We start from the raw sequence: 26,988 nt of genomic DNA, 5'->3' as shown, positions 1-26,988 counted from the left end.
ATGGCAAAGCTAAATGTAAATCCTACACGTATGGCTCTTTCAAATCTTAAAGGAAGACTTGTAACTGCTAAAAGAGGTCATAAACTTCTTAAAGATAAACAAGACGAACTTATGAGAAGATTTATAGAAATGATTAGAAAAAACAAAAAACTTCGTATTGAAGTTGAAAAAGAACTCTCAAATTCATTTAAATCTTTTCTTTTAGCCAGTGCTGTTATGAGTCCCGAATTTTTGGAACAAGCTGTGGCCTTTCCGAAAGAACAAGTATCTGTTGCCATTGAAACAAAGAATGTAATGAGTGTAAATATTCCTAAAATGGAATTTGATAGAACAGAAACAAGTGGAGCAATTTTCCCTTATGGTTATGCTCAAACATCTTCTGAACTTGATGATGCTATTTTAGAACTACATTCGGTAATGGACATGCTTTTAGAACTTGCAGAAGTTGAAAAAGCTTGTCAGCTTATGGCAGATGAAATTGAAAAAACTCGTAGAAGAGTAAATGCTCTTGAGTATAGAACAATTCCAGATCTTGAAGAAACAATTAAATTCATCAGAATGAAATTAGATGAAAACGAAAGAGCTACTATTACAAGACTTATGAAAGTTAAGGATATAATAGCTAAACAAGCATAATAAAAAGCTGTTGCGACTTGCAACAGCTTTTTTTATTAAATTTCTATAATATTATATAAAAATTACTTGAAAAAGTCTTTATGTAATAGTATAATAAAAAAGTATAATATAATTGTTAAATTATTATATAATATATTTAAAGGGGGATATCATGGATAATTTAGAAAAAGAAGGATCAGAAGTTGATAAAGTAGAAGAAAAAGTGGAATCAGCTAAAGAAGTTGTTAAAGAAAAAGTAGAACAAGCTAAAGAAGTTGCTGAAGAAAAAGTAGAATCAGCTAAAGAGGTTGTTGAAGAAAAAGTAGAACATGCTAAAGAAGTTACTGAAGAAAAAGTAGAACATGCTAAAGAAGTTGTTGAAGAAAAAGTAGAAGAAGCTAAAGCTGATTGTAAAAGCTGTTCAAATGATCAAGTTGACGTTAAAGCAAAATTCGATGAAATTATTTCTAAAAAGAACTTATTAGATTATATTATTTGTGGATTTTCAGCTGTATTTTCATTAAATTTACTATATATGATTATTAAACTTATAAGCTTTGGTAGTTTTAATAACTCATCTTCAAATGGACAAAATGTAGTAGCAAATTTATCAAAAACTATGTCTAAGTTAGAATCTTTAAAAACTGTTGCAAATCTAAGAGACTTTGCACATGTTTTAATATTTTTATCATTAATTTTATTAGCAGTTATCTACTACAAAACTACAATTCTTGATAAGAGAAATGATTTCTTAAATACTAAAAAGAATTTATATTTCATTTGTGGACTTCTAGTAACAGAAATCGGAAATTTCGTCTTAAAAGGTGCGTTTTCTAAGGCTTCAACTTTTATGTTATATTTAACAGTTTTAGTTTACCTTGGAGCAGTTGCAGTTTTTGGATATACAGCTTACACTCTTTATTTAGAATTATTTAAAAACAAAAAGTAATTTTATAAAAAGTTAATATTAAAAAATTAAGTTTATCAATTTATGTTGATAAACTTTTTTATTACAAAGAAATAAGGTTCTTGGGTATCCACTTAATGTAAGTCATCGTTGAGGTTAGTAGTTATTTTTTGATTAAAAACCACCTAATAATTTATGTTATAATACAAAATTATCACACAATTGCACTATTTTTATGCTACTGACGTGTTTTTTATAGGAGCAAATTTATCACTTAACATCACTATTATGATTGACTAAATGATAATAAAAAAAGTAAATACCCTTATGTAAAATTGTGGATAAGTTGAATAACTTGTGGATAAGTGGATATTTTGCCCTTTATTTTGTGGATAACTTTTATAAAAATAGTGAATAACTTTAAGTTTTGTAGATAAAATTGTAAAAAATATTATAATTTTAACATTATCAATTGAAAAAATGCAAATTAAAAAAATTTTAAAAAAATCTATTTACAAAAGAAATGTTTTGTGCTAATATTAATATATAAAAATTTTATATATTAAAAATTTATATATTGGAAATTTATATAGAGGTGAATTATGTATTATCCAATTTCAGCGTTATTGATTGAGTGTTTAATTCTATCAATTTTAGATGTTAAAGATTCCTATGGATATGAAATTAGTCAAAGTGTAAAAAAAATTTCAGATATAAAAGAATCAACTCTTTATCCAATTTTAAAAAAGATGGAACAAAATGAGTTTTTAACAACTTATGATGGAGAATTTAATGGAAGAAAAAGAAAGTATTATAGAATTACATCTAGTGGAAAAACTCAGCTTAGATTTTTAAAATCTGAGTGGATAGAGTATAGAGATGAAGTTGACAAAATAATTATAGGAGGAGTGTTCAATGAATAGAGAAGAATATCTTAAAGAACTATCAAAATATTTGAAGAGATTACCTAAAAAAGACTATGATGATACTATGAATTATTTTGAAGAATATTTTGAAGAAGTTGGAATTGAAGGTGAACAAGATTTAATAAGAGAATTGGGTTCTCCAAGTACTGCTGCAAGTGAAATTCTATCGAAGTTGTTAAATGAAAATAAAGGTAAAAACGAAGGAAAAAACAAGCTTTTTAATTTTGGAGAAAATAAACTACTAAGAACTTTTTTGATTGCCATACTTTGTATATTAGCTGCTCCATTTGGAATACCAGCTACAATTGTTGTGATTAGTATAATTTTATCTTTTTTTATGATTTGTGTTTCTATAATTTTTGTATTATTTGCTCTTTCTTTAGTTGGCATATTTTTTAGTTTTAAGTTCCTTATTGCAGGACTATTTACAATATTTCTTTTATCTATTCCAGGAGGAATGTTTCTTCTTGGGTGCGGATTAATTATATTAGGGCTTAATGGATTGTTATATATAGCTGGCAAATATGTTGTTAGTTTTTTAATTAATTTATGTAAAGAAACTGTTTCATATATTTCAAGAAGAAGAGGTAAAAAGTATGAATAATAAAGTATTAAAAACTTCTATAATAATGTTAATTTTAGGTTTTGTTTTATTTTTATTAGGAATTCAAAATGGGGGTTTAGAGTATTTAAAAGATACCGATATAGATAGTTATAGATTAGGTAACAGTACTAAAGTTAATAAATACACTATGGAATTAGATAAAATTACTTCTACAGAAGTAAAATTTACAAAATCAAATTTTAAAATTAAAAAGTCTGAAAATGGAAAAAACTATATTGAATATTTTTCTGAAAATAAAGAAGACTTCAAAATAACAAATAATGAAGGAAAGCTATTAATAGAAGATTTAGAAGAAGATAGTAAATTTTCTTTTAGCATAATTATTAATTTAAATTTCTATAAAAATCTTCTATTCAATGATGAGATAAGTAATAAATCTTTTGTTTTATATCTTTCTGAACCTGAATTAGAAAACTTTGATTTTAATAGTTTTAGTAGTAAAGTGACAATCTCAGATGTTAATATTAAAAATATAAAAATTAGTCAAAATGCTGGTAACTGTGAATTAAAGAATATAAATTCAGAGAATATTGAATTAACAAATTTAGCAGGTAATATTGATTTGAATAAAGTTAATAATTCAAATCATTTTAGATCAGTGAATAAAGCGGGCAATCTATATGTGGAAGATTCTAAATTTAATTCATGTAAAGTAGATAAAAAAGCTGGAAATGTTTCGTTTTCTAATGTTGAAATAAATGAATTACTAGAAGTTGAAAATAACGCCGGAAATGTAAATTGTTCATTGCTTTATGATGAAAATGTAAATTATGATGTGGATTTAGATTCAGATGTAGGAAATATATATATAGATAAAGATTTCAATAAAAATAGAGAAGAATCTAAGACAGTAAAGATTAGATTGAAATCAAAAGCAGGAAATATAAAATTAGAAAAAAATTAATTAAAAAATTTTTTATAAAAAAGCTATGTTTTTTTATAAAAATGTGGTATTATTAATATAGATATGTATTTCATAATTTGTGATAAATATCTTTTATGAGTTTAAAAATCTAAGATTTTTAAAATTTTAAGGAGGGCATAAAAATGGAAGAAAACAAAGGCTGTGGATGTGGCTGCGGATGTGGTTGCGAAGAAGAATTAGAAGCTGAATTATTAGTTTTTGAAAACGAAGACGGAAAAGAAGAAACTTTTGAAGTTATCGGAGTTTTTGAAGTGGAAGAAAAAGAATATATAGCACTTCAAAGTCAAGAAGATGGAAGTATCTTACTTTGCAAATATATAGAAAAAGAAGACGGAGAATATGAAGTAGAAGAAATCGAAGATGATGAAGAATTCAGTAAGGTTTCTGATGCATTTGATGCTTTAGTTGAAGAAGACGAAGAATAATAAGAAGTCTATAAAGTGCCGTTATCGGCACTTTATTTTTTTGAAAGAGGGGATTTATGTTTAAGGCGGTTTGTTTAGATTTAGATGGAACTCTATTGGATGATGATAAAAAAATATCTGATAGATGTTTTTTATTGTTAGACAATTTGATTGAAAATGGTATAGAAGTTATAATCGCTACTGGAAGACATTTTTATATGGTATCAGATTTTTTGAAACCTTTAAAAAGAGATATAATGGTATGTGCAAATAATGGAGCTATGAGCAGATTTAAGGAATCTAATAAATTAGTAAATGTTGAATATGTAAGTAATTGTAAGTTTTTAGAAATTTATAATAAAGCATTAGAATGTGGAATGAATCCATATATTTATGTAGACTCTTTTGTTGATGGTTATCATTTAGCTATAAAAGATGGACAACCAAAGAAGAGTCATTTCGAAGAAAATATTGTTGATAAAAAAATTGCTGTTGATAGTGTAAGATATTTTAGTCAAATTGATGTAGAATCTTTAGAAACTGTTTTATGTATTGCTTTTTTAGATAAAGAAGAAAGAATTGATGAGTTTTTTGAATATTTCAAAGATGAAGAAGATTTAGTTAAAAATATGTATTTTGTTCCAAACGGGAAAAAAGTTTTGGAATTTCAATCTAAAAAAGCAGATAAATGGATCGCTATAACTAACTATCTTAAGAGCAAGAATATTAGTCTTTCAGAAGTTGTATCTTTTGGTGACGAATTTAATGATAAGTCAATGGTTAAAAACTCAGGTATGGGTTTTGCTATGAAAAATGGTATTGAAGAGTTAAAATCTTTAACAAATAATATAACCGAATTTACAAATAATGAAGATGGGGTATATTTTGAATTGAAGAAAATATTTAAAGATATTGTAGGAGAATAATATGGCTTGTGATTTAAAATTTAATGGAATAAATGGTGAATTTTCTTTAGATAAGTATAAAGGAAAGAAAATAGTATTATATTTTTATCCAAAGGACAATACTTCAGGATGTACTTTGGAAGCAATTCAATTTAGCGAACTTAAAGATGAGTTTGAAAAGTTGAATGCAGTTGTTATTGGGGTTAGCAAGGACTCTCTTGCAAGCCACAAGAAATTTATAGAAAAACACAATTTAACTGTGGAATTAGTTTCAGACGAAGATTTATCAATTCAAGAACATTTTGATGTTTGGAAAATGAAAAAATTATATGGTAAAGAATATATGGGAACTGTTAGATCCACTTTTATTTTGGATGATAAAGGAAATATTCTAAAAGAATTTAGAAATGTAAAAGCGAAAGATCATGCTTTAAAAGTTTTAGAAGCGTTGAAGGAATTATAATGTTAGAGGAAGATTTTTACAGAACGTATTCAAAATATCTAAGAGATATTTATGGAGAAAAAGTTTATAAGTTACCTGTTAAATTAAATTTGAGCTGTCCTAATAGAGATGGAAATATCGCTACAGGAGGTTGTATTTTCTGTGGAGAAGAAGGTGGTTCTTTTGAAAATTGCCATATTTCTATGTCTGTTAAAGATCAAGTTTTGAGAAATAAAGAATATATTTCTAAAAAATATAATGCGAAAAAATTTATTGTGTATTTTCAAAATTTCACAAATACTTATCTTGGAATGGACGATTTTAAAAAGATGATAGAAGATAGTATTGTTGATGATGATATAATTGGTATTTCTTTATCAACAAGGCCGGATTGTATTTTAGAAGAACAATTATTATTTTTGAAAGAATTTCAAAATGGCAGAAATTTAGAAATTGACTTTGAACTTGGATTACAAACTGTAAATTATAGAACTTTAATTAAACTTAACAGAGGACATACATTGGCTGAATTTATAAATGCAGTCAATTTAATTCATAAATTTGGATTTAGAGTTTGTACACATATTATTGTTGGATTGCCTTGGGATGATGAGATAGATATGGTTGAATCTGCAAAGATTTTATCTGCTTTAAATGTTGAAGAGGTTAAATTACATTCGCTATATATTGTTAAAAATACAGTTTTAGGAGAAATGTACTCAAAAGGAGAAATTGAGTTGATAACGAAGGAAAAGTTCATTGATTTAGTTATAGCTTTTTTGAGAAATCTAGATAAAAATATAGTGTTACAAAGATTGCTTGGTCGTGTACCAGAAGAAAATAGTCTTTTCTGTAATTGGAATACGAGTTGGTGGAAAATTAGAGATGAAATTTTAGTAAAAATGGAAAAAAATAATTATAAACAAGGTGATTTGTTTAATAATTTTGAAGGAGTAGTGAAAAAATAATGAAAAACTATGGACTTTTTGATGTTATAGGACCAATAATGATTGGACCATCAAGTTCTCACACTGCAGGAGCTTGTAGACTTGGACGTATTGCTAAAATAATCTATGCAAGAGATATAAAGAAAGTAATTTTTCATTTACATGGTAGTTTTAAAAACACATACCAAGGTCATGGCACTGACAGAGCTTTAGTAGGTGGAATTTTAGGGTATGATACTGATGATGAAAGAATTAGAGATGCTTTAAATATTGCAAAAGGTAGAGGAATTGATTTTTCTTTTGTTCCAATGGATTTGTTATATGCTCATCCTAATACTGTTAAAACTGAATTCATTGACCAAAATGGAGAAAGTTTCTATGTAATTGGTTCATCAATTGGTGGTGGAGCAATCGAAATTACGAATATAAATGGTGTTGAAGTTAAATTTGGAGGATTGTATAATACTATAATCCTCAAATATAATGATAGATATGGAATGATTGCACAAGTAAGTACAATTTTAGCTGAAAACAAGATAAATATCGGTAGTTTAATTATGAATAGAGAAGACGGAGTTGCTTCAGCTATCATGGAAATTGATGGTGGAATTGATGAAATGGCTATTTATAGAATAAGTAAATTACCAGATATGTTAGAATGTATGATTTTAAAACCATTATAGGAGGTTATATGATTTCTTCAGGAGCACAATTATTAAGATTATGTAAAGAGAAAAACAAAAAAATTAGTGAAATTGCATTAGAATATCAATTAGAAGAAATGGATATAACAGAAGAACAACTTATGGATATGCTTAGAGAAACTTATGAAGTTATGAAAGCATCTGCATCTGATGTTATTACTAATGATAAAATCAATCCATTTAAAATAACTGGTGGAAATGCTAAGAAAATATTAAGACATGCACAAAGTGGAAAAAGCATTTTAGGAGAGTCTATGGTAACTGCAATTGCTAGAGGTTTTTCAACATCAGAAGTAAATGCAGGTATGGGAAAGATTGTAGCTGCACCTACTGCAGGGGGAGCTGGAATTTTACCGGGAAGTCTTTCTTGGATACAAGAAGAATTTAATTATACTGATGATCAAATGCTAATGGCGCTTTTAGTTTCTGGAACTGTTGGAAGAATTATTGCAACAAATGCAACTATTTCTGGAGCTGAGGGTGGTTGTCAAGCAGAATGTGGAGCGGCTACTGCAATGAGTGCTGCTGCAATAGTTGAATTACACGGAGGAACACCAGAACAATCTTTAATAGCTGCATCTTTTGCGATGCTTATGGTATTGGGATTGGTGTGCGACCCTGTTGCAGGGCTTGTGGAATTCCCATGTGCATTAAGAAATGGGTCAGGAACAATTAATGCTTTAGTTGCAAGTGATATTGCACTTGCGGGTGTTGAATGTATTGTACCTTTTGATGAAGTAGTTCAAGCAATGTATGAAGTTGGAAATGCACTTCCTGAAACATTAAGAGAAACTGCTTTAGGTGGATGTGCTGCCTGCCCATCTGCTAAAAAAATGGAATGTAAGGTATTCCCAAATAGATTAAGTTAATAAAACGGACGATTAAGTCCGTATATGTAGAAATGGTGGAACTGGTAGACACGCTATCTTGAGGGGGTAGTAAGCACAGCTTGTGAGGGTTCGAGTCCCTTTTTCTGCACCAACTCCGTTAGATAAACTAACGGAGTTTTTTTATTGGGAATGTTTTAAATATAAAATGTTTAAGTATTATTATAAGGTAATTAATAAAGATTGAGTAATTAAACTCAATCTTTTTTTGTAAAAAAGATCAATAAAAATTTTTTATTAAAAACCATAAAAAAGTACTAATATTTGTATATTTTTGTCGCTTTACTGTCCGATTTTAAATTGACATCAAAATAAAAATGGTGTAAAATAATTATGAATACAAGTTTTTAAAAATATTTTTGTATATAAATGATTTTTGTTATTATTAATTTTATTTATTAAAAAATTAAAAACTTGTGATACTAAAAAGAGGTGAGTAAAGTGAGCGTGAACACTTTTAAAGGTGGAAAGCATATCCATGACTTTAAAGAGTTGACTAATTCAAAACCTGTTAATTTTGGTTTTGTACCAAAGGTAGTAACAATACCTCTATCACAACACTCAGGAGCACCAGCTACTTGTTTGGTTAGTAAGAATGATTTAGTAAAAGTTGGACAAAAAATTGGAGAAGCCTCAGCTTTTATTTCTGCTAATGTTCATTCAAGTGTTAGCGGTAAGGTTAAGTCTATTGACGAGATTATGACAGCTACTGGAGTTGTGTGTCAAGGAGTAACTATCGAAAATGATGGTTTAGACGAATTAGGATATGAAGAAAAAAATTTAACAATTGACGAAGTAAGCGCGACAGACATAATAGACGCCATTAAAGAAGCCGGAATTGTCGGCCTTGGTGGTGCAGGATTTCCTACTCATGTTAAGTTAACAGCTAGAGAAGGACAAGTTACAGACTACATAATAATAAACTGCGCTGAATGTGAGCCATATTTAACAAGCGATCAACTTATGATGGAATTATATCCAGATAAAGTTGTTATGGGACTTTTACTTGCAATGAAGGCAATGGGTGCTAAAAAAGGTATTCTAGGTATTGAAGATAATAAGCCTCTTGCTATTGATAAGTTAAAAGAAGCCGCTAAGCCTTATCCTGAGGTAACTGTAAGTGTCGTAAAGACAAAATATCCTCAAGGAGATCAAAAGAGACTTATCCAAGCTACAACAGGAATAGTTGTTCCTTCTGGAGCATCAACTTCTGCGGTTGGAATTAGAGTGATAAATGCAAATACTGCTATTGCTATTAATGATGCAGTTCTTCATGGTAAGCCATTATATGAAAAATTGGTTACAATGACTGGACATGCACTTAAAGAACCGCAAAATGTTATGGTTAGAGTAGGATCTAAAGTTTCTGATGTTGTAGAATATATTGGGGGATATGCTAGTGAACCTGGAAAGATTATTTCAGGAGGACCTATGATGGGTGAAACACAATATACTCCAAATGTAGCTACAGCTAAAGCTATGGGTGGATTGCTTTTCATGACTCAAGAAGAGAGCGCCCCTAAAGCTGTAAGTCCTTGTATTAGATGCGGTAGATGCGTTGATATTTGTCCTGTGTACTTACAGCCTTTATATTTACAGCTATATACTTTGAAAAACAAAGTTGAAGAAGCGGAAAAACTACATTTAATGGATTGTATTGAATGTGGTTCTTGCTCATATATTTGTCCGTCAAACAGACCTTTAGTTGAAACTATCAGACTTGGAAAAGCTGAAGTTAGAAAACAAGGTAAAGGAACTAGAGCATAAGGAGGGTACTATGGACGAAAAAGATTTAAAAGTTGAAGTCCCTTCTGAAAATGGAACGGACCTTGAGACAAATGAAGTGGTATCTGAAAATGTTGAAGAAGTAAAGGAAGTAACTGAGGTTGATACAGAAACTGTTGAAACTGCTTCTGAAACTAAAGAAACAAAGTCAGAAAGACCAGTAAGAGAAAGAAGAGAAAGAGCTCCTAGAGAGCCGAGAGAAAGATCTGAAAGACCTGTAAGGGAGAGAAGATCAAGAGTTGCATCAGAGGAAGAAACAACAACTTCTGATACAACTGAAACTAAAGAATCAGGTGAAGAAGCAAGTGCTGAAAGACCTGATAGAGAAAGACGTGAAAGAACTCCTAGAGAACCTAGAGAAAGAGCTGAACGTCCTGCTAGAGAAAGAAGAGAAAGATCAACAGAAGCTAGTGCAGATTCTGAAGAGAAGCCTGCAAGTGAAAGAAGAGAAAGACCTGCTAGAGGTAGAGGTAGTGAAGAACCTCAAATGAAATTATTTGTTGGCTCATCTCCTCACATACGAAGTGAAGCAACTGTAAGTACAGTTATGAGAGATGTTGTTATAGCTTTAATACCGACTTTATTAGCTGGAATTTACTTCTTTGGATTAAGAGCTTTATTGGTAACATTGGTATCAGTAGCTTTTGCTGTTGGTTCAGAATATGTTTACGAAAAATTAACTCATAGACCAATTACTATAAATGATTTTTCTGCAGTAATTACTGGTATGCTTTTAGCATTCAACGTTCCTGCTACAATTCCTTATTGGATGATAGCACTTGGAAGTATGTTTGCTATAATCATAGTTAAACAATTATACGGTGGACTTGGAATGAACTTTATGAACCCTGCACTTGCTGCAAGAGCTGCGTTATTAGCATCATTTCCAACTGCAATGTCAAATTATGCACCACCTAACTCAGGAATTTCAAATTTAATAAATTCATCAACTTACTCTTCATTGGATGCTGCAACTTTTGCAACTCCTTTATCAAAGGGAACTCAAGTTAATTTCCTTGAAGCATTCATTGGTGTAAGAGGAGGTTGTATTGGTGAAGTTTCAACTATATGCTTATTAATTGGAGCTGCATATTTATTATACAGAGGAGTTATTCAACTTAGAATTCCACTTGTATTTATATCTACAACTGCTGTTGTATTAGCTCTAACAGGAACAGCTATAGCTGATTTACCGGTTCAAGTTTTAATGGGTGGACTTATATTAGGGGCATTCTTCATGGCTACTGATTATGTATCAGCTCCCGTTAATAGAAAAGCTCAAATATTTTTCGCTATGGGTTGTGGTATAATAACTGCACTTATTAGAAACTTTGGTAATTTACCTGAAGGTGTAAGTTATTCAATTCTATTTATGAATATATTTACTCCACTTCTAGAAAAATATTGTGTCCCTAAAGTATTTGGAGAAGGGAGAGTTAAAAAGTAATGAAAGAATCTATTAAATTAACTGTAAGATTATTTTTAATTACTGCAATTGCAGGTTTTGTTCTTGCATTTGCTAATAGTTTTACTTCTCCTGTAATTAAAGAAAGAGAAAAGACTCAATATGAGGCAGCTTTGAAAGAAGTTTTTGCCGATGCAGATAAGTTTGAAACTCTTGATGAAGCAAAACTTGAAGCAATTAAAACAAAGATAAAAAATATTGAAAAAATAGAAGTTGCGAAGAAATCAGATAAAACTGTTGGTTATGTATTTAAGACTTTAGGAAAAAATGGTTATGGTGGAGATATTTCAATGCTTATGGCTGTAAATACTGAAAATCAAACGATAGTTGGATTTAAAGTTTTAAAACATAGTGAAACACCAGGACTTGGAAGTAGAGTAACAACGGAAGAATACGCTAAAAGCGTTATTGGAAATAAAGTTACTGAACATTTAGTTAAAAATTTACATCCTGATGCAGATAATGATATTCAAGCAATAACTGGAACAACAATTAGTGTTAATGCTGTTCTAAATGGATTGAATGGCGCTATAGACGCATTACAAGAAATTGGAAAGTAGGAGGGTTAATATGAAATTAAAAAAGATTTTCTTTGATGGTATATTTGCTAATAACCCTGTACTTGTTCAACTTGTTGGTATGTGTTCTGTATTAGCCGTAACAACAAGTGTTACAAACGCAATAGGAATGGGTTCTTCAGTAATATTCGTAGTAACATGTTCAAATATTGTAATTTCAAGTTTAAGAAAGTTTATTCCAGATAAAGTAAGAATACCTGCTTATGTAGTAATTATAGCTACATTCGTAACATTAGTTCAAATGTTCTTAGCTGCGTATTTACCTGCACTTTATGATAGTTTAGGACTTTTCATACCACTTATAGTAGTAAACTGTCTAATTTTAGCAAGAGCAGAGTCTTTTGCATCAAAGAACACAGTATTCTCATCTATGATTGATGGTATAGGACAAGGCGTTGGATTTACATTTGCATTGATAGTATTATCAAGTGTTCGTGAAATTTTAGGAAATGGAACATGGCTTGGTTTTCCAATCCTTGGAAAAAATTATGTAAGTATAGGTGTTATTACACAAGCTCCAGGAGCGTTTATTATTCTTGGACTTTTAGTAGCTGGATTTAATATGTTAAGTAAAAGAGTTAGCGCTAAAAAAGAAGGAGGTAACTAATGGGTACTATATTAAAAATTTTAGTTGCATCAATTTTAGTAAATAACTATGTTTTGGGACAATTCTTAGGAATTTGTCCGTTGATTGGTGTATCAAATAAAGTAGAAACTGCTTTTGGTATGGGTATGGCGGTTACTTTCGTAATTACTATTTCAAGCGCAGTAACTTGGATGATCCAAAAGACATTATTAGATACTTTAGGACTTGAATATTTACAAACTATAGTATTTATCCTTGTAATAGCAACTTTGGTACAATTTGTTGAAATGGTTCTTAAGAAAATGAGTCCAAATCTTTATAATGCTTTGGGTGTTTTCCTACCACTTATCACAACAAACTGTGTAGTTTTAGGTGTTGCGATTACAAATATTCAAAAAGAATATAATTTGTTAGAAACAATTTTTAATGGTATGGGTGCTTCTCTTGGATTCTTATTAGCTATCGTATGCTTAGCTTCAATAAGAGAAAAATTAGAAGTTACAGAGGTTCCTAAAAATCTTGAAGGAGTTCCTCTAACATTAATTACAATTGGACTTATGTCTCTAGCATTTTATGGATTTGCTGGATTAGTATAGAGGTGAGATTATGAATGAAATAATGGTACCAGTTTTATTACTTAGTATTTTAGGTATTTTATTTGCATTAATTCTTGCATTTGCATCTAAAGTATTTTTCGTAAAAGTTGATGAAAAAGTTATACAAGTAAGAAATGAATTGCCAGGAGCAAACTGTGGGGCTTGTGGATTCCCGGGTTGTGATGGGCTTGCAAAAGCTATTGCTGAAGGTAGTGCTGGAATAAATTCTTGTCCTGTTGGTGGAGCTGACTTGGTTGGAAGACTCGCTAAACTTATGGGTACTGAAGCTGGTGAAGTTCAAAGAATGGTAGCTTGCGTAATGTGTCAAGGAGATAAAGATTTAGCAAAAGAAAAATACATATATACTGGCATTAGAGATTGTAGAGTAAACAACTCAATGCAAGGCGGAAGTAAGACTTGTGCTTATGGTTGTTTAGGCTGTGGTACTTGCCAAGATGTTTGTGCATTTGATGCAATAGAAATGATAAATGGACTTGCAGTTGTAAATAAAGAAAATTGTACTGCATGTAACAAATGTATTGAAATTTGTCCAAAGAACTTAATTGAATTAGTTCCTTATGAACAAACAGTAATGGTAAAATGTAAGAGTTTTGCAGCAGGAAATGTAGTTAAAAATGCTTGTAAAGTTGGATGTATCGGTTGTAAAATGTGTGCAAGAGTTTATCCGGAAGCATTTGTTATCGAAAATAATTTAGCAGTTCTAAATTACAAACATGGTTTAGATGAAGACTTACTTTTACAAGCTGCGGATAAATGTCCTACTAATGCAATTCATCCAGGATTAGCAAAAAAAATGGCTGAAAAAGTTAATGAAGTAGCATAAATTTATGAAGAAAAGAGCGAAGAAATTTGCTCTTTTTTATTTGAAATTTTATATTTTTCACAAAAAAACTTGACTTGAAAACATTTCCATATTATAATAACCATAAGGTATTAATTTATCTATTTTACAAATTGTAAGGGGGAATTAGATATGAAATCATATTCTACAGAAAAGATTAGAAATCTTGCGTTAGTTGGTCACAGTGCTAGTGGTAAAACTTCAGTTTGTGAGGCTTTACTTTATAAAACAGGTAACTTGAAAAGACTAGGTAAGGTTGAGGACGGAAATACCGTAACTGATTTTGATAAAGAAGAAATTTCAAGAGGAGTTTCTATTTCAACTGCTGTTGCACCAGTTGAATGGAGAGACTTTAAGATAAATTTAATTGACACTCCGGGATATTTTGATTTTAGTGGAGAAGTTTATAGTTCTCTTAGAGCATCAGAAGCAGCTCTTGTTGTTATTGATGCACAAAATGGCATTGAAGTTGGGGCTGAAAAAGTCTTAAAATATACTGAAAGTATTGAATTGCCAAGAATTATCTTTGTAAATAAAATGGATAAAGAAAATGTTAACTTCGCAAAAGTAGTTAGTGACTTGCATATTGCTTTTGGTAAAAAAGTTATTCCATTTACACTTGCACTTGGGGAAGGAGAAAATTTCAAAGGTGTTATTGACGTTTTAAATAAAAAAGCTTATGAATATGATGGATTTGAAAGAAAAGAAGTAGAAATTCCTGAAATAAGAGTTGAAGAAGTAAATCACGTTTATGATACAATTGTGGAAGTTGTTGCTGAAACGGATGATGAACTTATGGAAAAATTCTTTGATGGTGAAGAATTTAGTCATGAAGAATTTATGAAGGGTGTAACAAGCGCATTATTAAATGGTTCTGCAGTACCTCTAATTTGTGGATCAGCTACAACAGGTGCTGGAATTGATATGTTACTTGATGTTATTACTGACTATATGCCTGCTCCAAATGATGAAAGAGCAAAAAGAGGCTTTAGAAATGAAGATGAAAATGTAAGAAAGATAGATGTAAATGAACCTTTCTCAGCAGTTGTTTTTAAAACTATTGTTGACCCATTCGTTGGAAGAATTTCAATTTTTAAAGTAATGAGTGGAAAAATAACTAAAGATACAGAAATCTTTAATTCAACTAAAGATGAAGGTGATAAGGCTGCTGGACTTTTCTTCTTAAGAGGAAAAACTCAAGTAGAAACATCGGAAATAAATGCAGGGGATATTGGTGCAGTTTCAAAACTTAATATTACTGAAACAGGAGATACACTTTGTGATAAACAAAATAAAACTCTTTATAAGAAGATTAAGTATCCAAAACCAAATCTATACTTTGCTATTGAACCAAAATCTAAAAATGATGAAGATAAGATATCACAAGCTCTTCATAAATTACATGAAGAAGATCCAAGCTTTGTATCTGAAAGAAATATAGAAACTAAACAACATTTAATAGGTGGACAAGGAAATGTTCAACTTCAAATTGTTTTAGATAAACTTAAAAATGCTTATGGCGTAGAAACTAATATTATTCCTTTAAGAATTGCTTATAGAGAAACTATTAAAGGAAAATCAGATGTTCAAGGAAAACATAAAAAACAATCTGGTGGTGCAGGTCAATATGGAGATGTATTTATGAGATTTGAACCTACTACTGAAGAATTTGAATTCGCTGAAGAAGTATTTGGTGGAGCTGTTCCTAGAAACTACTTCCCAGCAGTAGAAAAAGGTATTAGAGATTGTCTTGAAAAGGGAATTTTAGCAGGATATCCTGTTGTAAATGTAAAGGCTACTCTTTATGACGGTTCATATCACCCAGTTGACTCAAATGAAATGGCATTTAAAATTGCTGCTTCATTAGCATTTAAGAAAGGTATGGAACAAGCACATTCTGTTTTACTTGAACCAATAATGAAAATTGAAGTAAGAATTCCTGAAAGCTACATGGGAGATGTAATGGGAGACTTAAATAAGAGAAGAGGAAAAGTTTTAGGTATGGAAATGCTAGAAGATGGAACTCAACTTGTTATTGGAGAAGCTCCACATTCAGAACTTTTTGAATATGCTATAGATTTAAGATCAATGACTCAAGCAAGAGGAGACTTCACTATGGAATTTGATAGATATGAAGAAGTTCCAGCAAATATAGCTGAAAAGATTATTGAAGAGTCAAAAGTAGAAAAATAGATTTTACAACACCTTGCTCATTTAGAGTAAGGTGTTTTTTTATGCATCTAAAATACTATATTACATTTTTGAAATAATAATTTTTAAAAAAATTTTTTAGTTTCATAAAATAGAAATCTATTTGTTTTATATTTAACAAAGATATTTTATAAAATTTTTTACTTAAATCAAAAGAAAAATTTTAATATATTTGTAGTTTAATATTAGTGAGTATTTATAGTAATATTACTTTATTTTTATACTTTTATAATAGTTAAAGTATTAACAATAACAAGAAATTCTTAAAAGTGATGTCATAATATGAATAATTGTAAAAAAACAACATTACACTTTTGTTAATATAAAGTGTAATGTTTTTTTAATATTTATTATATGCTAAAATAATAAAAAAAATCGAGGAGGATTTATATGAACCAAAATATTTTTAAAAAATTTCTAGTTGGTTTACTAGCATTTAATATTTTTACGACAACAGCATTTTCAGTTCAAGGAAATGAAAGTAAAATTACATATGCTCAAGAAGAACAAAATTTCACTTTTATAATTCAAGACCAAAATGGTCCAATTATGACTAAAGATTTTACATTTGAAGTTGTAAATGAAAAAGGTGAGATTAAAAAAGTACAAACAAAAATGTCAATGTTAAACCTAAACCTTTCAAATGGAAACTATACAGTTAAATTAAAAGATGATGAGTATTCTATGGAAGAAATTAGTTTTACAGTTACTGATGAAGGAATTGATAATTATGAAAGTATTATTAATTTTGTACTAAAAAAGAAAGAAAATGTTGAACCTGAAGAACCTGCATTAGAAGTTCCTGTTACTTTAATGCTTACTACTCAAAAGGAAAATCACAAAGATTTTGTATTAGGCAATTATGAATTTGAAATTTTAGACAAAGAAACAGGAAAATTAATTTCAACTGTAACTTCTGATAAATCAATGTTACAATTAAGCCTTCCTGATGGAACTTATACTGTAAAGCTTAAGGAAAATAAAGATTACACAATGAAAGATGCTAAATTAGATGTGTATGAAGACGAAAATGCGTACACAATTAATGATAAGGAATCTGTTGAATTAGATTTAGTTAAAATTGAAGCTGAACCTGAACCTGAAAATCCTGTTACTCCAGAAGAAAAAGGTTCTAATGAAGTTTTAGTTAGAGTAGTATTTGATGGTAAGCCAAAAGCTAATTTTAAAATTGCATTAATGGAATTTGATCCAATACCAAATATAATTCAACAAGCATCAACAAATGAAAATGGTGAAGTTAAATTTAGTGGATTTAAAAGTAATGTAAGATATCAATTAAGACTTAGAAGTGCTGATAAGACAATGACTTTTGAAACAGAAGTTTTTGAATTCACTACAAATGAAAAAGGTTTGATAACAAAGATTAATGATAAAGAAGTAAATAGCAAGGAAGATGCAGTTGTTGAATTTAAGGGTTCTAATAAAGATTCTAATAAATTTGAAACTTTTCCTGTAGAATTTTATGCTAAATACAAAGATGGAACTCCAGCAAAAGATGTTGAATTCTCAATCAATAGATTATCCCCAAGATTATCATCATATAAAAAAGTAAAATCTGATGAAAATGGAAAGGTTGTTTTCATGCTTGAAGGTGAAGCTCCAAAAGATGGTGCGTTTGGTAGATTGTATAATATTACAATTTCTAAAATGGAAATGTTTAAACATAGATCAGTTCCTTTTGGAATGGATTTTACTGTTGATGATAAAGGCAAAGTTACAGTTATAAGTGTTGAAAGATCAATTGATGATAAAGTAACTGATACATCAAATCCAGAAGTATTTAATATGACATTCACGCTTGAAAAAGATGATAGAACACAAATATATGATGATTTTAAAGCTATATATGAAAAAGCTGTTGATTATTTAAATAATACTAAATTTGAAGACAGTAAAGAAGCAGAAAAAGCTAAAAAAGAGCTTGAAAATGTAATTGACGCTTCAAAGCTTGAATTAGAAGATACTATTCCAGAATATGCAACTAAGAAGATTGAAGAATTGACAACTGCTATGGAAAATCTTAAAAAGTTTGAACTAAAAGATGAAGAAGTAAAAGACAGTTGGAAATTCATTAATGATAATTGGTATAGATATGATAAAGATGGAAATATGATTAAAGATAGTTGGTTTGAAGAAGATGGAAAATGGTACTATCTTGAATCAAATGGAACAATGTCAAAGAATGAATGGGTTTTAGTAAATGGAAACTGGTATTTTGCAAATTCATCAGGAAGAATTTCGCAAAATGAATGGGTTTTAGTAAATGGAAACTGGTATTTTGCAAATGTAAGTGGACGTATTGCTGCTAATGAATGGTTTATGGTAGATGGAAAATGGTATTATGCAGAAGGCGATGGACGTATTGCTCAAAGTAAAACACTTAAAATCAAAAATGTTAACTATACATTTGACTTAAACGGAGTATTAGTAAAATAATAAATATTAATTATAAGCTATTAACAAAGTGTCAATGAGAAATCATTGACACTTTTTTCGTTGACATAAAATTTTATATAGGTTATAATTTGTTTTAATTGATTTGAAATTTTAAATAAGAGAGAGAAAAAATGAGAGATATTCAAGTAAATATAAATGATTCTGGTCAAAGAATTGATAGATTTTTAAAAAAGTATTTGAATAATGCAAGTACTTCCATGATTCAAAAATTTTTAAGAACTAAAAAGATTAAAGTGAATAGAAAAAAAGTTGATTCAAGCTATATTTTAAATGAAAATGATGTGGTAAATATTTTTATTTATGAGGAAGAACTTGAAAAGCTTATTGTTTCAAAAGCTAATAAGTATTCGTATTCAAAAAAACTTGATATTGTATATGAAGATGAAAATATTATCGTTATGAATAAACCGAAAAATCTTTTATCACATGCATCTTCTAAGGAAGATTATGGAAATAATTTAGTTGATTTTATGATAGGTTACTTGCTTGAAAAGGGTGTCTATAATCCAAGGGTTGAAAAAACTTTTGTTCCTGCCATAATAAATAGATTAGATAGAAATACTTCAGGGCTTGTAATTGGTGCTAAAAATTCAAAGACTTTAAGAGAGTTAAATAGGTTAAAAGAAAGCTCTATTGAAAAGTATTATAAGACAATAGTTAGTGGGAAAGTTAAGAAAAATTTTATAATAAATGAAAAACTTGAAAAAGATGAAGAGAAAAACAAGACTACTATTTCAAAAAATGGAAAAGAGTCTATTACAGAAGTTTATGTAGAAAAAAATAATGAAGAATTTAGTCTATTAAAAATTAAGTTAATAACTGGAAGAACTCATCAAATTAGAAGTCATTTAAGTAGTAAGGGATTTTATATTATTGGAGATATTAAATATGGAGATCCTGAAATCAACAAATTTTTTAGAACTAATTTTGATTTAAAGAGTCAATTTTTACATGCAGAAACTATAATATTTAAAAATATTGATGGAGATTTAAGTTATCTTAATAACAAAGAATTTTATGCCCCTATGGATGAAAATTATAAGAAAATAATAGGGAAAATATTTTGATAAAAAGTTAGATAACTTTTGTCGTGGGTATATTCTCTATATAAGAACATTATAGGAGAATATTATGAACATTATAATTGATGAAAAAGCAAAAAAATTTTTAAACAGTAAAAACAATAATGTTATTACTGTTGATGTTAAAGGTTGTAGTTCCTGAAGTGGCGTAGTTTTAAAACCAATGGCTTCATTAGGTAGACCTTTAGATTTAGAAAAATACACATTAGAAAATGTAGATGGAATTGATGTGTATGTTATGAATGGAATGAAAGCAGTAAATGATACTGTAAATGTTTCAACTATTAGTTTTCTTTTTATGGAAAATTTAGTAGTTAATGGAATAATTGTTTAAAAGGCTGTTAGTTCAGCCTTTTTTGTTAGGAGTGATTTTTATTAAAGTTGTTATAAATGAAAAAGCAAAAAAACTTTTAAAAGAAAATCAAAGAGATATAATTGTTGAACTTAAGGGTTGGAGTAATTGAAATTGTTCAACTGAATTAAAACCGTCGGTTTCGATTGGTAAGCCAAAAAATACTAATGCTTTTGATTTTTTCGAAGTTGAAAAATATAATATTTATGTAAGCAGGATGATTTCTGAAGATGCATTTGTTGAAATATCTTCTGGAAATTTTTACGGTTTGGAATATTTAATAGCACATATTAAATAATTTAAAAATACTTATTTCGGGGTTTAAAAATATGTGTAATAAAATTAAAGAGTATTGGGAAAAATTTTGTTGTGAAAATAAAATTCCTAATGATACAAAATATGAAGCATGGAGTTTCGGAAATACTAAAGAAATGGCAGATGAATTAGCGGATTTAGTTAATAAGGGAATTAAAACTGCTACAACTGGAGCTTACGAACTATATGATGAAGATGAGGAAATTCCAAAGGTTGGAGAATACAATATTATTTTAGACGGTTCAGGAGAACCTATATGTATTACAATCACAAGAGATGTATATATTATAAATTATAATTTAATCTCATCTGATTACGCTTTTCTTGAAGGAGAGGGTGATAGAAGTTATGAGTATTGGAAAAAAGTTCACGATAAATTTTTTTCTGAAGAATATAGAAAGTCTAACAAAGAATTTAAAGAAGATGCTCCTATGGTTTGTGAATTATTTGAAAAAATTTATTAAATAAAAAATCAAAAAATATAAAGTTTTTCGTAATAAATAAATTTTTTCTGAAATATACAATTAAAATGATTTTGCCTCAATACTAAATTAATGCAATTTTAATTATATGATAAATTTTCTACTTGCAAAAAATAGCAATATGTGGTAATATAAGCATATGAGTAGCAATAGAATTATTATTAGGAGGAAATTTTATGTGTGGAATTGTTGGATATATAGGTAGTTCAAATGCTATTGATATTATTTTAAAGGGACTTGAAACTTTAGAATATAGAGGATATGATTCTTCAGGAATAGCTTTCTTAGAGAATGATAAAATTGATGTTGTAAAGACAGTTGGAAGAATTAGTAATTTAAGAGAAAAATTAGAAAATGAATATAAAAATAAAACTTCAAATATAGGTGTAGGACATACAAGATGGGCAACTCACGGAGTTCCATCTGATGAAAACTCTCATCCTCATTTGAGTATGAATTCAAAGTTTGTAGTAGTTCATAATGGAATAATAGAAAATTATTTACATTTAAAAGAAGAATTATTGAACAAGAATTTTGTATTTAAGTCTGAAACTGATACAGAAGTAATTCCACAATTATTGGAAGATTTAGATGACGGTGATTTTTTAAGTACTGTTTTTAAAATGAGAGCAAAAGTTAAAGGAAGTTATGCTTTTGGTATTTTAAGACAAGATACTAATGAACTTATTGGAACTAGAAAGGAAAGTCCATTAATTGTTGGTATTGGAAAAGATGGATTCTATATTGCTTCTGATGTAATTGCAGTTTTAGAATACACAAGAGAAGTTATTTATCTTGAAAATGGAGATTTAATTCATTTTAAAGATGGAAAATATACTATTTACGATGTAAATAACAATTTAGTAAATAGAGAAATTACACATATTGATTGGTCTGTTGAAGCAGCTACTAAAGACGGATATGATCATTTTATGTTAAAAGAAATATATGAACAACCAAAAGTTATAGAAACAACTTTCCTAAGAAGATTAAATGATAAAGATGAATTAATTTTAGATGGAATGGAAAGTTTATTAGAAGGAAATTTAAGTAAGTTTAATAAATGTTATATTGTTGCTTGTGGAACAGCTTATCATTCAGGACTTGTAAGTAAAGAAATTTTAGAAAAAGCTTTAAGATTTCCTGTAATAGTTGATGTTGCTTCTGAATTTAGATATTCAGAAAGAATGATAGATGATAAAACATTAGTTATTATCATTAGTCAATCTGGAGAAACAGCAGATACTTTAGCCGCTCTTAGAGAAGCAAAAACAAAAGGTGCAACAATTTTAAGCGTTACTAATGTTGTTGGTTCTTCAATTGCTAGAGAGTCTGATAATGTATTTTATACATGGGCAGGCCCAGAAATAGCTGTTGCAAGTACAAAGGGCTATACAACACAAGTTACAGCTCTTTATATGATTGCTTTAAAATTTGGCGAAATTTTAGGAACAATCTGTTCAGATGAAATTAAGAAGATTATAGCTGGTTTTAAAGAATTGCCAAGTAAGATAGAACTTTTATTGAAAGATACAGAAGTTTATAAGAAAATTGCGTTAGAATTAAAAGATAAGACTACTTGCTTCTATTTAGGAAGAGGTCTTGACTATTATACTGCTATGGAAAGTGCATTGAAATTAAAAGAAATTTCATATATCTATACTGAAAGCTTTGCAGCTGGAGAGTTAAAGCATGGAACAATTGCTTTAATTGAAGATGGAACACCAGTTTTTGTAATTGCTACACAAGAAAGATTATATGAAAAAATTATTTCAAATGTAAAAGAAGTTAAAGCCAGAGGAGCGAAAGTTTATGAAATAACTCAATTAGATAATAATCTTGACGTTTCTGATGAAAGAATATTAATTCCTGGTACTATAGAAATTTTAATGCCTATAATTTCGGTTGTTGCAAGTCAACTTATCGCTTATTATGCATCATTGTCAAAGGGTAATGATGTTGATAAGCCAAGAAATTTAGCAAAATCCGTTACGGTTGAATAGAATTAAAAGGGACTAGGTTAGTCCCTTTTTTAGATTATAAAGTTAGGAGAAAAATATGTATAAGTTAATAGCGCTTGATATGGATGGGACTACTTTTAACGAGGAACATGAAATATCAAACGAGGTTAAAGATAGTCTCTTTTATGCTATTAGTAAAGGTGTTAAGATAGCATTTATTTCAGGTAGAGAGGAATTTACTGTTAAGGAGATTTTAAAAAAATTAGAGCTTGATACTTATTATGGAGCGTTAAATGGAAGTCTTATATCCACAACATATAGTGAAGTTCCAAAATTTGTAAAAAGTTTAGAAAAAAAGTATATTTTTGATATTTTAGATATAGTTGAAAGTAATGGTTTTTCACCAATAGTATTTTTAGAGGATCTTATATTTACAAAAGATTCTAATGATGAATACGTTGAAATTATTTCAAAATTCATTAATCCTAAGATTCTTAGAGTGAAAGATATTAAAGAGTATATAAAAAATAATAATTTAGAAGAAAAAGTATTAAAAATTGGAATTTGTCATGAGTATGATGTGTTAAGAGGATTAGAAGAAAAATTCACTGATACAATAAAAAGTGAATATACAATTTCTTTCTCACTTCCTTTTTTTGTAGAACTAATGGCAAAAGATACTGATAAAGGTTCATGTTTAAAAGAAATTTGTAGATTAAATAATATAGATTTATCAGAAACTATCGCAATGGGTGATGGAGAGAATGATATACCAATGCTCAAAATTTGTGGTCTTTCTGTTGCGATGGGAAATGCTATGGAAAATGTTAAGAAAAATGTTGACTATATAACAGATACTAACAAAAATGATGGAGTTGCAAAGGCTATAAGAAAATTTGTTTAGAGGGAAGTTATGAAAAAGTATTATGTTGAAAAAATAGAAAATGTTGAAATTTTCGTAAATGAAGTTATATTAAATGCTGTGAGTAACAATGCTTCAGATATACATTTTGAACCGAGGGAAGACAATTTTTATATAAGATATAGAATTGATGGAGAGCTTATAGACATTTATAAGATTGAGAATACTAATGCTCCGATTATTATTTCTCGTATTAAAATTATTTCAAAAATGGATATTACAATTAAGAGAATGCCACAGGATGGGAGATTAGATTTTGATTTTAATGGAAATTTAGTGGATATTAGAGTTGCTTCGGTTCCTGTAATTTTAGGTGAAAAAATTGTAATGAGAATTTTAAATGCTGGAAATTTTAGAATAGACATTGATAATCTTGGACTTTATGAAGATGAAAGAAAATTGGTTGAAAATGTAATAAAAAGTCCTAATGGAGTATTAATTATAAGTGGACCAACAGGAAGTGGAAAATCATCTACATTATATTCATTTGTAAAAAAATTGCAAAATGAAAATATCAACATAATTACTTTAGAAGATCCTGTAGAAGTAAGAATTAGTGGTATAAATCAAATTAATATAAATTCAGCTTTGGGACTTGACTTTGCAACAGGACTTAGAGCTATGTTAAGACAAGACTTTGAAGTTGGTTTAGTTGGAGAAATGAGAGATAGAGAAACTGCAAATATTGCTTTAAGAGCGGGAATAACAGGACATCTAATCTTTACAACTTTGCATACAGCAGATACAGTTTCTGCTATTATAAGACTCTTAAATTTAGGGATAGAAAATTATGTTATTTCTTCAGGGGTAATAGCAATTTTCTCTCAAAGACTTGTTAGAAGGCTTTGTCCTAAATGTAAGATAAAAAGAGAATTAACTATTTTCGAAAAGGAAATATATAAAAAGAATAATCTTAATATACCTGAGTTTGTCTATGAAAAATGTGGTTGTGAACATTGTAACGGAGGATATATAGGTAGAACTTTAATTTTAGAAACTTTAATCTTAGATGATGAAATAAAAGAGATAATAAATGAAAATTGCAACAGTGTAAGACTTTATGAATACTTTAGAAAAAACGGGAATGAAAATTTATATAAAAATGGTCTTAGAAAAATTGCAGATGGAATAACAAGTTTTGAAGAGGTTAATAAGATTTTGTTTTCATTAGGAGAATTTGAAAATGAGCTTTAAAGAAAAGTTTTTTAATGTTTTAAATATGGAAATTGGAAATAAGCTTAATCTATTAGATCTAAGTATTTCTTTAAAAGAAGCAGGACTTTTATTAAAATCAAATATTAATACTGCAGAAACAATTAATTTACTTTCAAAAACTTCCCCAAATAAGAATTTAAAGAAGATTTTTTCTGAAGTTTATGAATTTTTGTTGCAAGGAAATGATTTATATAATTCATTTTTGAAAATTAATAAATTTGATAATTTATTTTTATCTTTAATAAAATCAGGAGAAAGTTCAGAACGACTTGCAGAAGTGTTTTTATACCTTTCATCTTATTATGAAAAAAAATATAAACTTAAACAAAAATTAATTAGCATATTAACATATCCTATTATTTTATTATCTGTTACAATTGTAGTTTTAATTTTTCTTTTAAACAATGTAATACCTGTATTTTTAGATATTTTTGAAGATAGTAATATTGAATTACCATTGATTACGAAGTGGTTGATTTCTAGTATGAATTTTATAGAAAATAATTATCTTTATGTAATCTTAGGTGTTTTAATTATATATGTTTTTTTAAAAATAATTTTTAAAAAGTATAAAGTAAGAAGATTTTATGGAAAGTTACTTTTTAAAATTCCTTATATAAAAACACATTATCAAAATTATATAACTTCTATAATTGCAAAGAATTTTACTATTTTATTAAATGGGAATATCAGTATAGTAGATAGTTTAGAGATAATAAAAAATTCTACCGGAAATGTATTTATACAAGAACATTTAGGAAATGCGATTACTGAAATAAAAGGCGGAAAATTAATTTCAAAATCTTTGGAAAATAATATTATTTTTAATTCTGCTTTTATCAATATGATTGCGATAGGTGAGAGCAGTGAAAATTTAGTTGAAATACTAGAGAGCGCAACAGAATACTATGATTCCAAGATAAATTATTCTGTGGATAAAATATTGCAGTATTTGCAACCGGTAATAATTATAATTATAGCTTCATTTGTAGCTTTTATAGTATTTGCAATAGCAATACCTATTTTTGATTTATCAAATGGAATAAGTGTAGAATAGTATATAACAAAACAAAAAGTCCGTATTTATACGGACTTCTTCTATTTTATATTTATATTCAATTCTAATCCAGGAACTGTTTTTTCTATTTCTTCAATGTAAAGGTCAGGTAATTTTAACCTAATATCTGTTAAATCTTCAATATTTGATTTTTCAACAATAAATATTAAGTCTCTTTCTACTATAGCTCCACTTAAAATTTTATAAGTATCAGTTTCATCAGAAAAATATTTGTTAGCATTTAACTGTTCTTTTGTGTTTAATAGAGCTATTGATAGTGAAGAAGCATATTCATAATCATATTTGCTTAAATTTTCTATTTCTAGTGGCAATGAAATGAAAGTATATTCTGTATTTAATTTAAGTTTGTTATCACCATTAAATTCATTAATTTCTTTAAGCGTTTGTTCATTTGTAATTTTAAATTTACCAGTAACGATTTTAAAACATCTTACAAACATATCTTCATTTTCAGACTCTATTGATATATTCTTTCTATAATCTCTTCTTATAAAAATACCTGAATCTTCGAATTCCTTAAAATCTTTATCAGGTTCTTCGCTTTCAGCATCATCTTCTTCATCTAATTCAGGTAATTCTTCTTTTTTAATTTCTTCTTGTTTGTTTGTAGTTGTTTCAGTTGTCTTTTCAGTATTAGATTTAACATCGTCTTTTTTATCTGAACAACTTACTAATAATAGACTTGCTATTAATAGTGCTAAAAATTTATTTTTCATAAAAACTCCTATATACT

Annotated in this window: 27 protein-coding genes, 1 tRNA gene and 1 pseudogene; 28 read left to right on the top strand and 1 reads right to left on the bottom strand. The window is 28.4% G+C overall.

What is annotated here, in order from left to right; all coding sequences use genetic code 11:
- From ACLGL0_RS02620 to ACLGL0_RS02490, 28 genes and pseudogenes are all read left to right on the top strand, one after another.
- Positions 1-636, top strand: a complete 636-nt coding sequence (locus ACLGL0_RS02620) for a V-type ATP synthase subunit D (protein ID WP_233056139.1) — start codon at positions 1-3, stop codon at positions 634-636.
- Between the two features lie 151 nt (positions 637-787).
- Entirely contained in the window at positions 788-1,564 is a 777-nt protein-coding gene (locus ACLGL0_RS02615) for a hypothetical protein (RefSeq protein ID WP_411013518.1), read from the top strand.
- 560 nt (positions 1,565-2,124) lie between these two features.
- Positions 2,125-2,445, top strand: coding sequence for a PadR family transcriptional regulator (locus ACLGL0_RS02610; RefSeq protein ID WP_411010275.1), 321 nt, complete (start codon positions 2,125-2,127; stop codon positions 2,443-2,445).
- Positions 2,438-3,052 carry a DUF1700 domain-containing protein gene (locus tag ACLGL0_RS02605; RefSeq protein ID WP_411013517.1) on the top strand — a complete coding sequence of 205 codons (615 nt, stop codon included), beginning with the start codon at positions 2,438-2,440 and terminating at the stop codon, positions 3,050-3,052. The genes ACLGL0_RS02610 and ACLGL0_RS02605 overlap by 8 nt, the downstream gene beginning before the upstream one ends.
- Entirely contained in the window at positions 3,045-3,977 is a 933-nt protein-coding gene (locus ACLGL0_RS02600; protein ID WP_411013516.1) for a DUF4097 family beta strand repeat-containing protein, read from the top strand. The genes ACLGL0_RS02605 and ACLGL0_RS02600 overlap by 8 nt, the downstream gene beginning before the upstream one ends.
- A 143-nt stretch (positions 3,978-4,120) precedes the next feature.
- The gene (locus tag ACLGL0_RS02595) at positions 4,121-4,423 is read left to right on the top strand and encodes a DUF1292 domain-containing protein (RefSeq protein WP_411013515.1); all 303 of its coding nucleotides are present in this window, start codon (positions 4,121-4,123) and stop codon (positions 4,421-4,423) included.
- A 56-nt stretch (positions 4,424-4,479) separates the two neighbouring features.
- Positions 4,480-5,328: a Cof-type HAD-IIB family hydrolase gene (locus ACLGL0_RS02590; RefSeq protein WP_411013514.1), complete on the top strand. Its 849-nt coding sequence runs from the start codon at positions 4,480-4,482 to the stop codon at positions 5,326-5,328.
- A 1-nt stretch (position 5,329) separates the two neighbouring features.
- On the top strand, positions 5,330-5,770 hold the full coding sequence (locus ACLGL0_RS02585; RefSeq protein WP_411013513.1) for a peroxiredoxin: 441 nt from the start codon (positions 5,330-5,332) through the stop codon (positions 5,768-5,770).
- Positions 5,770-6,717 (top strand): tRNA modification radical SAM protein MnmL/YtqA, encoded by a 948-nt coding sequence (mnmL, locus tag ACLGL0_RS02580; RefSeq protein WP_411013512.1) that lies wholly within the window; start codon positions 5,770-5,772, stop codon positions 6,715-6,717. Before ACLGL0_RS02585 ends, mnmL begins: the two co-directional genes overlap by 1 nt.
- Positions 6,717-7,379, top strand: coding sequence for an L-serine ammonia-lyase, iron-sulfur-dependent subunit beta (sdaAB, locus tag ACLGL0_RS02575; protein ID WP_314558504.1), 663 nt, complete (start codon positions 6,717-6,719; stop codon positions 7,377-7,379). The genes mnmL and sdaAB overlap by 1 nt, the downstream gene beginning before the upstream one ends.
- Before the next feature lie 8 nt (positions 7,380-7,387).
- The gene (sdaAA, locus tag ACLGL0_RS02570) at positions 7,388-8,269 is read left to right on the top strand and encodes an L-serine ammonia-lyase, iron-sulfur-dependent, subunit alpha (protein ID WP_411013511.1); all 882 of its coding nucleotides are present in this window, start codon (positions 7,388-7,390) and stop codon (positions 8,267-8,269) included.
- Between the two features lie 26 nt (positions 8,270-8,295).
- Positions 8,296-8,381: transfer RNA gene (locus ACLGL0_RS02565), tRNA-Leu, on the top strand.
- Positions 8,382-8,728: 347 nt separating this feature from the next.
- The gene (rsxC, locus tag ACLGL0_RS02560) at positions 8,729-10,054 is read left to right on the top strand and encodes an electron transport complex subunit RsxC (RefSeq protein WP_411013510.1); all 1,326 of its coding nucleotides are present in this window, start codon (positions 8,729-8,731) and stop codon (positions 10,052-10,054) included.
- A 10-nt stretch (positions 10,055-10,064) separates the two neighbouring features.
- Complete coding sequence (locus ACLGL0_RS02555; RefSeq protein ID WP_411013509.1) at positions 10,065-11,519, top strand: RnfABCDGE type electron transport complex subunit D; 1,455 nt, start codon at positions 10,065-10,067, stop codon at positions 11,517-11,519.
- Positions 11,519-12,097, top strand: coding sequence for an RnfABCDGE type electron transport complex subunit G (locus ACLGL0_RS02550; RefSeq protein ID WP_233056160.1), 579 nt, complete (start codon positions 11,519-11,521; stop codon positions 12,095-12,097). Before ACLGL0_RS02555 ends, ACLGL0_RS02550 begins: the two co-directional genes overlap by 1 nt.
- 10 nt (positions 12,098-12,107) lie before the next feature.
- Entirely contained in the window at positions 12,108-12,722 is a 615-nt protein-coding gene (gene rsxE, locus ACLGL0_RS02545) for an electron transport complex subunit RsxE (RefSeq protein WP_314558516.1), read from the top strand.
- Positions 12,722-13,297 carry an electron transport complex subunit RsxA gene (gene rsxA / locus ACLGL0_RS02540; RefSeq protein ID WP_233056164.1) on the top strand — a complete coding sequence of 192 codons (576 nt, stop codon included), beginning with the start codon at positions 12,722-12,724 and terminating at the stop codon, positions 13,295-13,297. The genes rsxE and rsxA overlap by 1 nt, the downstream gene beginning before the upstream one ends.
- Before the next feature lie 10 nt (positions 13,298-13,307).
- Entirely contained in the window at positions 13,308-14,141 is an 834-nt protein-coding gene (locus ACLGL0_RS02535) for an RnfABCDGE type electron transport complex subunit B (RefSeq protein ID WP_411013508.1), read from the top strand.
- 150 nt (positions 14,142-14,291) lie between these two features.
- A complete protein-coding gene (gene fusA / locus ACLGL0_RS02530) occupies positions 14,292-16,352 on the top strand; it encodes an elongation factor G (protein ID WP_411013507.1) in 2,061 nt (686 codons plus the stop codon).
- Between the two features lie 408 nt (positions 16,353-16,760).
- Positions 16,761-18,827: an N-acetylmuramoyl-L-alanine amidase family protein gene (locus ACLGL0_RS02525; protein WP_411013506.1), complete on the top strand. Its 2,067-nt coding sequence runs from the start codon at positions 16,761-16,763 to the stop codon at positions 18,825-18,827.
- A 131-nt stretch (positions 18,828-18,958) separates the two neighbouring features.
- On the top strand, positions 18,959-19,915 hold the full coding sequence (locus tag ACLGL0_RS02520; RefSeq protein WP_411013505.1) for an RluA family pseudouridine synthase: 957 nt from the start codon (positions 18,959-18,961) through the stop codon (positions 19,913-19,915).
- 64 nt (positions 19,916-19,979) lie between these two features.
- The gene (locus ACLGL0_RS02515; protein ID WP_411013504.1) at positions 19,980-20,264 is read left to right on the top strand and encodes a CC/Se motif family (seleno)protein; all 285 of its coding nucleotides are present in this window, start codon (positions 19,980-19,982) and stop codon (positions 20,262-20,264) included.
- Between the two features lie 157 nt (positions 20,265-20,421).
- Positions 20,422-20,580 (top strand): annotated as a pseudogene (locus ACLGL0_RS07150) (hypothetical protein); the annotation flags it as partial.
- A gap of 31 nt (positions 20,581-20,611) precedes the next feature.
- The gene (locus tag ACLGL0_RS02510) at positions 20,612-21,061 is read left to right on the top strand and encodes an ASCH domain-containing protein (RefSeq protein ID WP_411013503.1); all 450 of its coding nucleotides are present in this window, start codon (positions 20,612-20,614) and stop codon (positions 21,059-21,061) included.
- Positions 21,062-21,255: 194 nt separating this feature from the next.
- Positions 21,256-23,082 (top strand): glutamine--fructose-6-phosphate transaminase (isomerizing), encoded by a 1,827-nt coding sequence (glmS, locus tag ACLGL0_RS02505; RefSeq protein ID WP_411013502.1) that lies wholly within the window; start codon positions 21,256-21,258, stop codon positions 23,080-23,082.
- Between the two features lie 55 nt (positions 23,083-23,137).
- A complete protein-coding gene (locus ACLGL0_RS02500; RefSeq protein WP_411013501.1) occupies positions 23,138-23,944 on the top strand; it encodes an HAD family hydrolase in 807 nt (268 codons plus the stop codon).
- A 9-nt stretch (positions 23,945-23,953) separates the two neighbouring features.
- Entirely contained in the window at positions 23,954-25,156 is a 1,203-nt protein-coding gene (locus tag ACLGL0_RS02495) for a GspE/PulE family protein (protein ID WP_411013500.1), read from the top strand.
- The gene (locus ACLGL0_RS02490) at positions 25,146-26,234 is read left to right on the top strand and encodes a type II secretion system F family protein (RefSeq protein ID WP_411013499.1); all 1,089 of its coding nucleotides are present in this window, start codon (positions 25,146-25,148) and stop codon (positions 26,232-26,234) included. The genes ACLGL0_RS02495 and ACLGL0_RS02490 overlap by 11 nt, the downstream gene beginning before the upstream one ends.
- Positions 26,235-26,275: 41 nt before the next feature.
- Here ACLGL0_RS02490 and ACLGL0_RS02485 read toward each other — a convergent pair whose 3' ends face one another.
- Positions 26,276-26,971 (bottom strand): hypothetical protein, encoded by a 696-nt coding sequence (locus tag ACLGL0_RS02485; protein WP_411013498.1) that lies wholly within the window; start codon positions 26,969-26,971, stop codon positions 26,276-26,278.
- Positions 26,972-26,988 lie beyond the last annotated feature (17 nt).

Origin of the sequence: Parvimonas pharyngis, from assembly GCF_046569675.1 — a bacterium.
GTDB lineage: Bacteria > Bacillota > Clostridia > Tissierellales > Peptoniphilaceae > Parvimonas.
The sequence above is the reverse complement of the archived record's forward strand: the minus strand, read 5'-3'. Positions and strand labels throughout refer to the sequence as shown.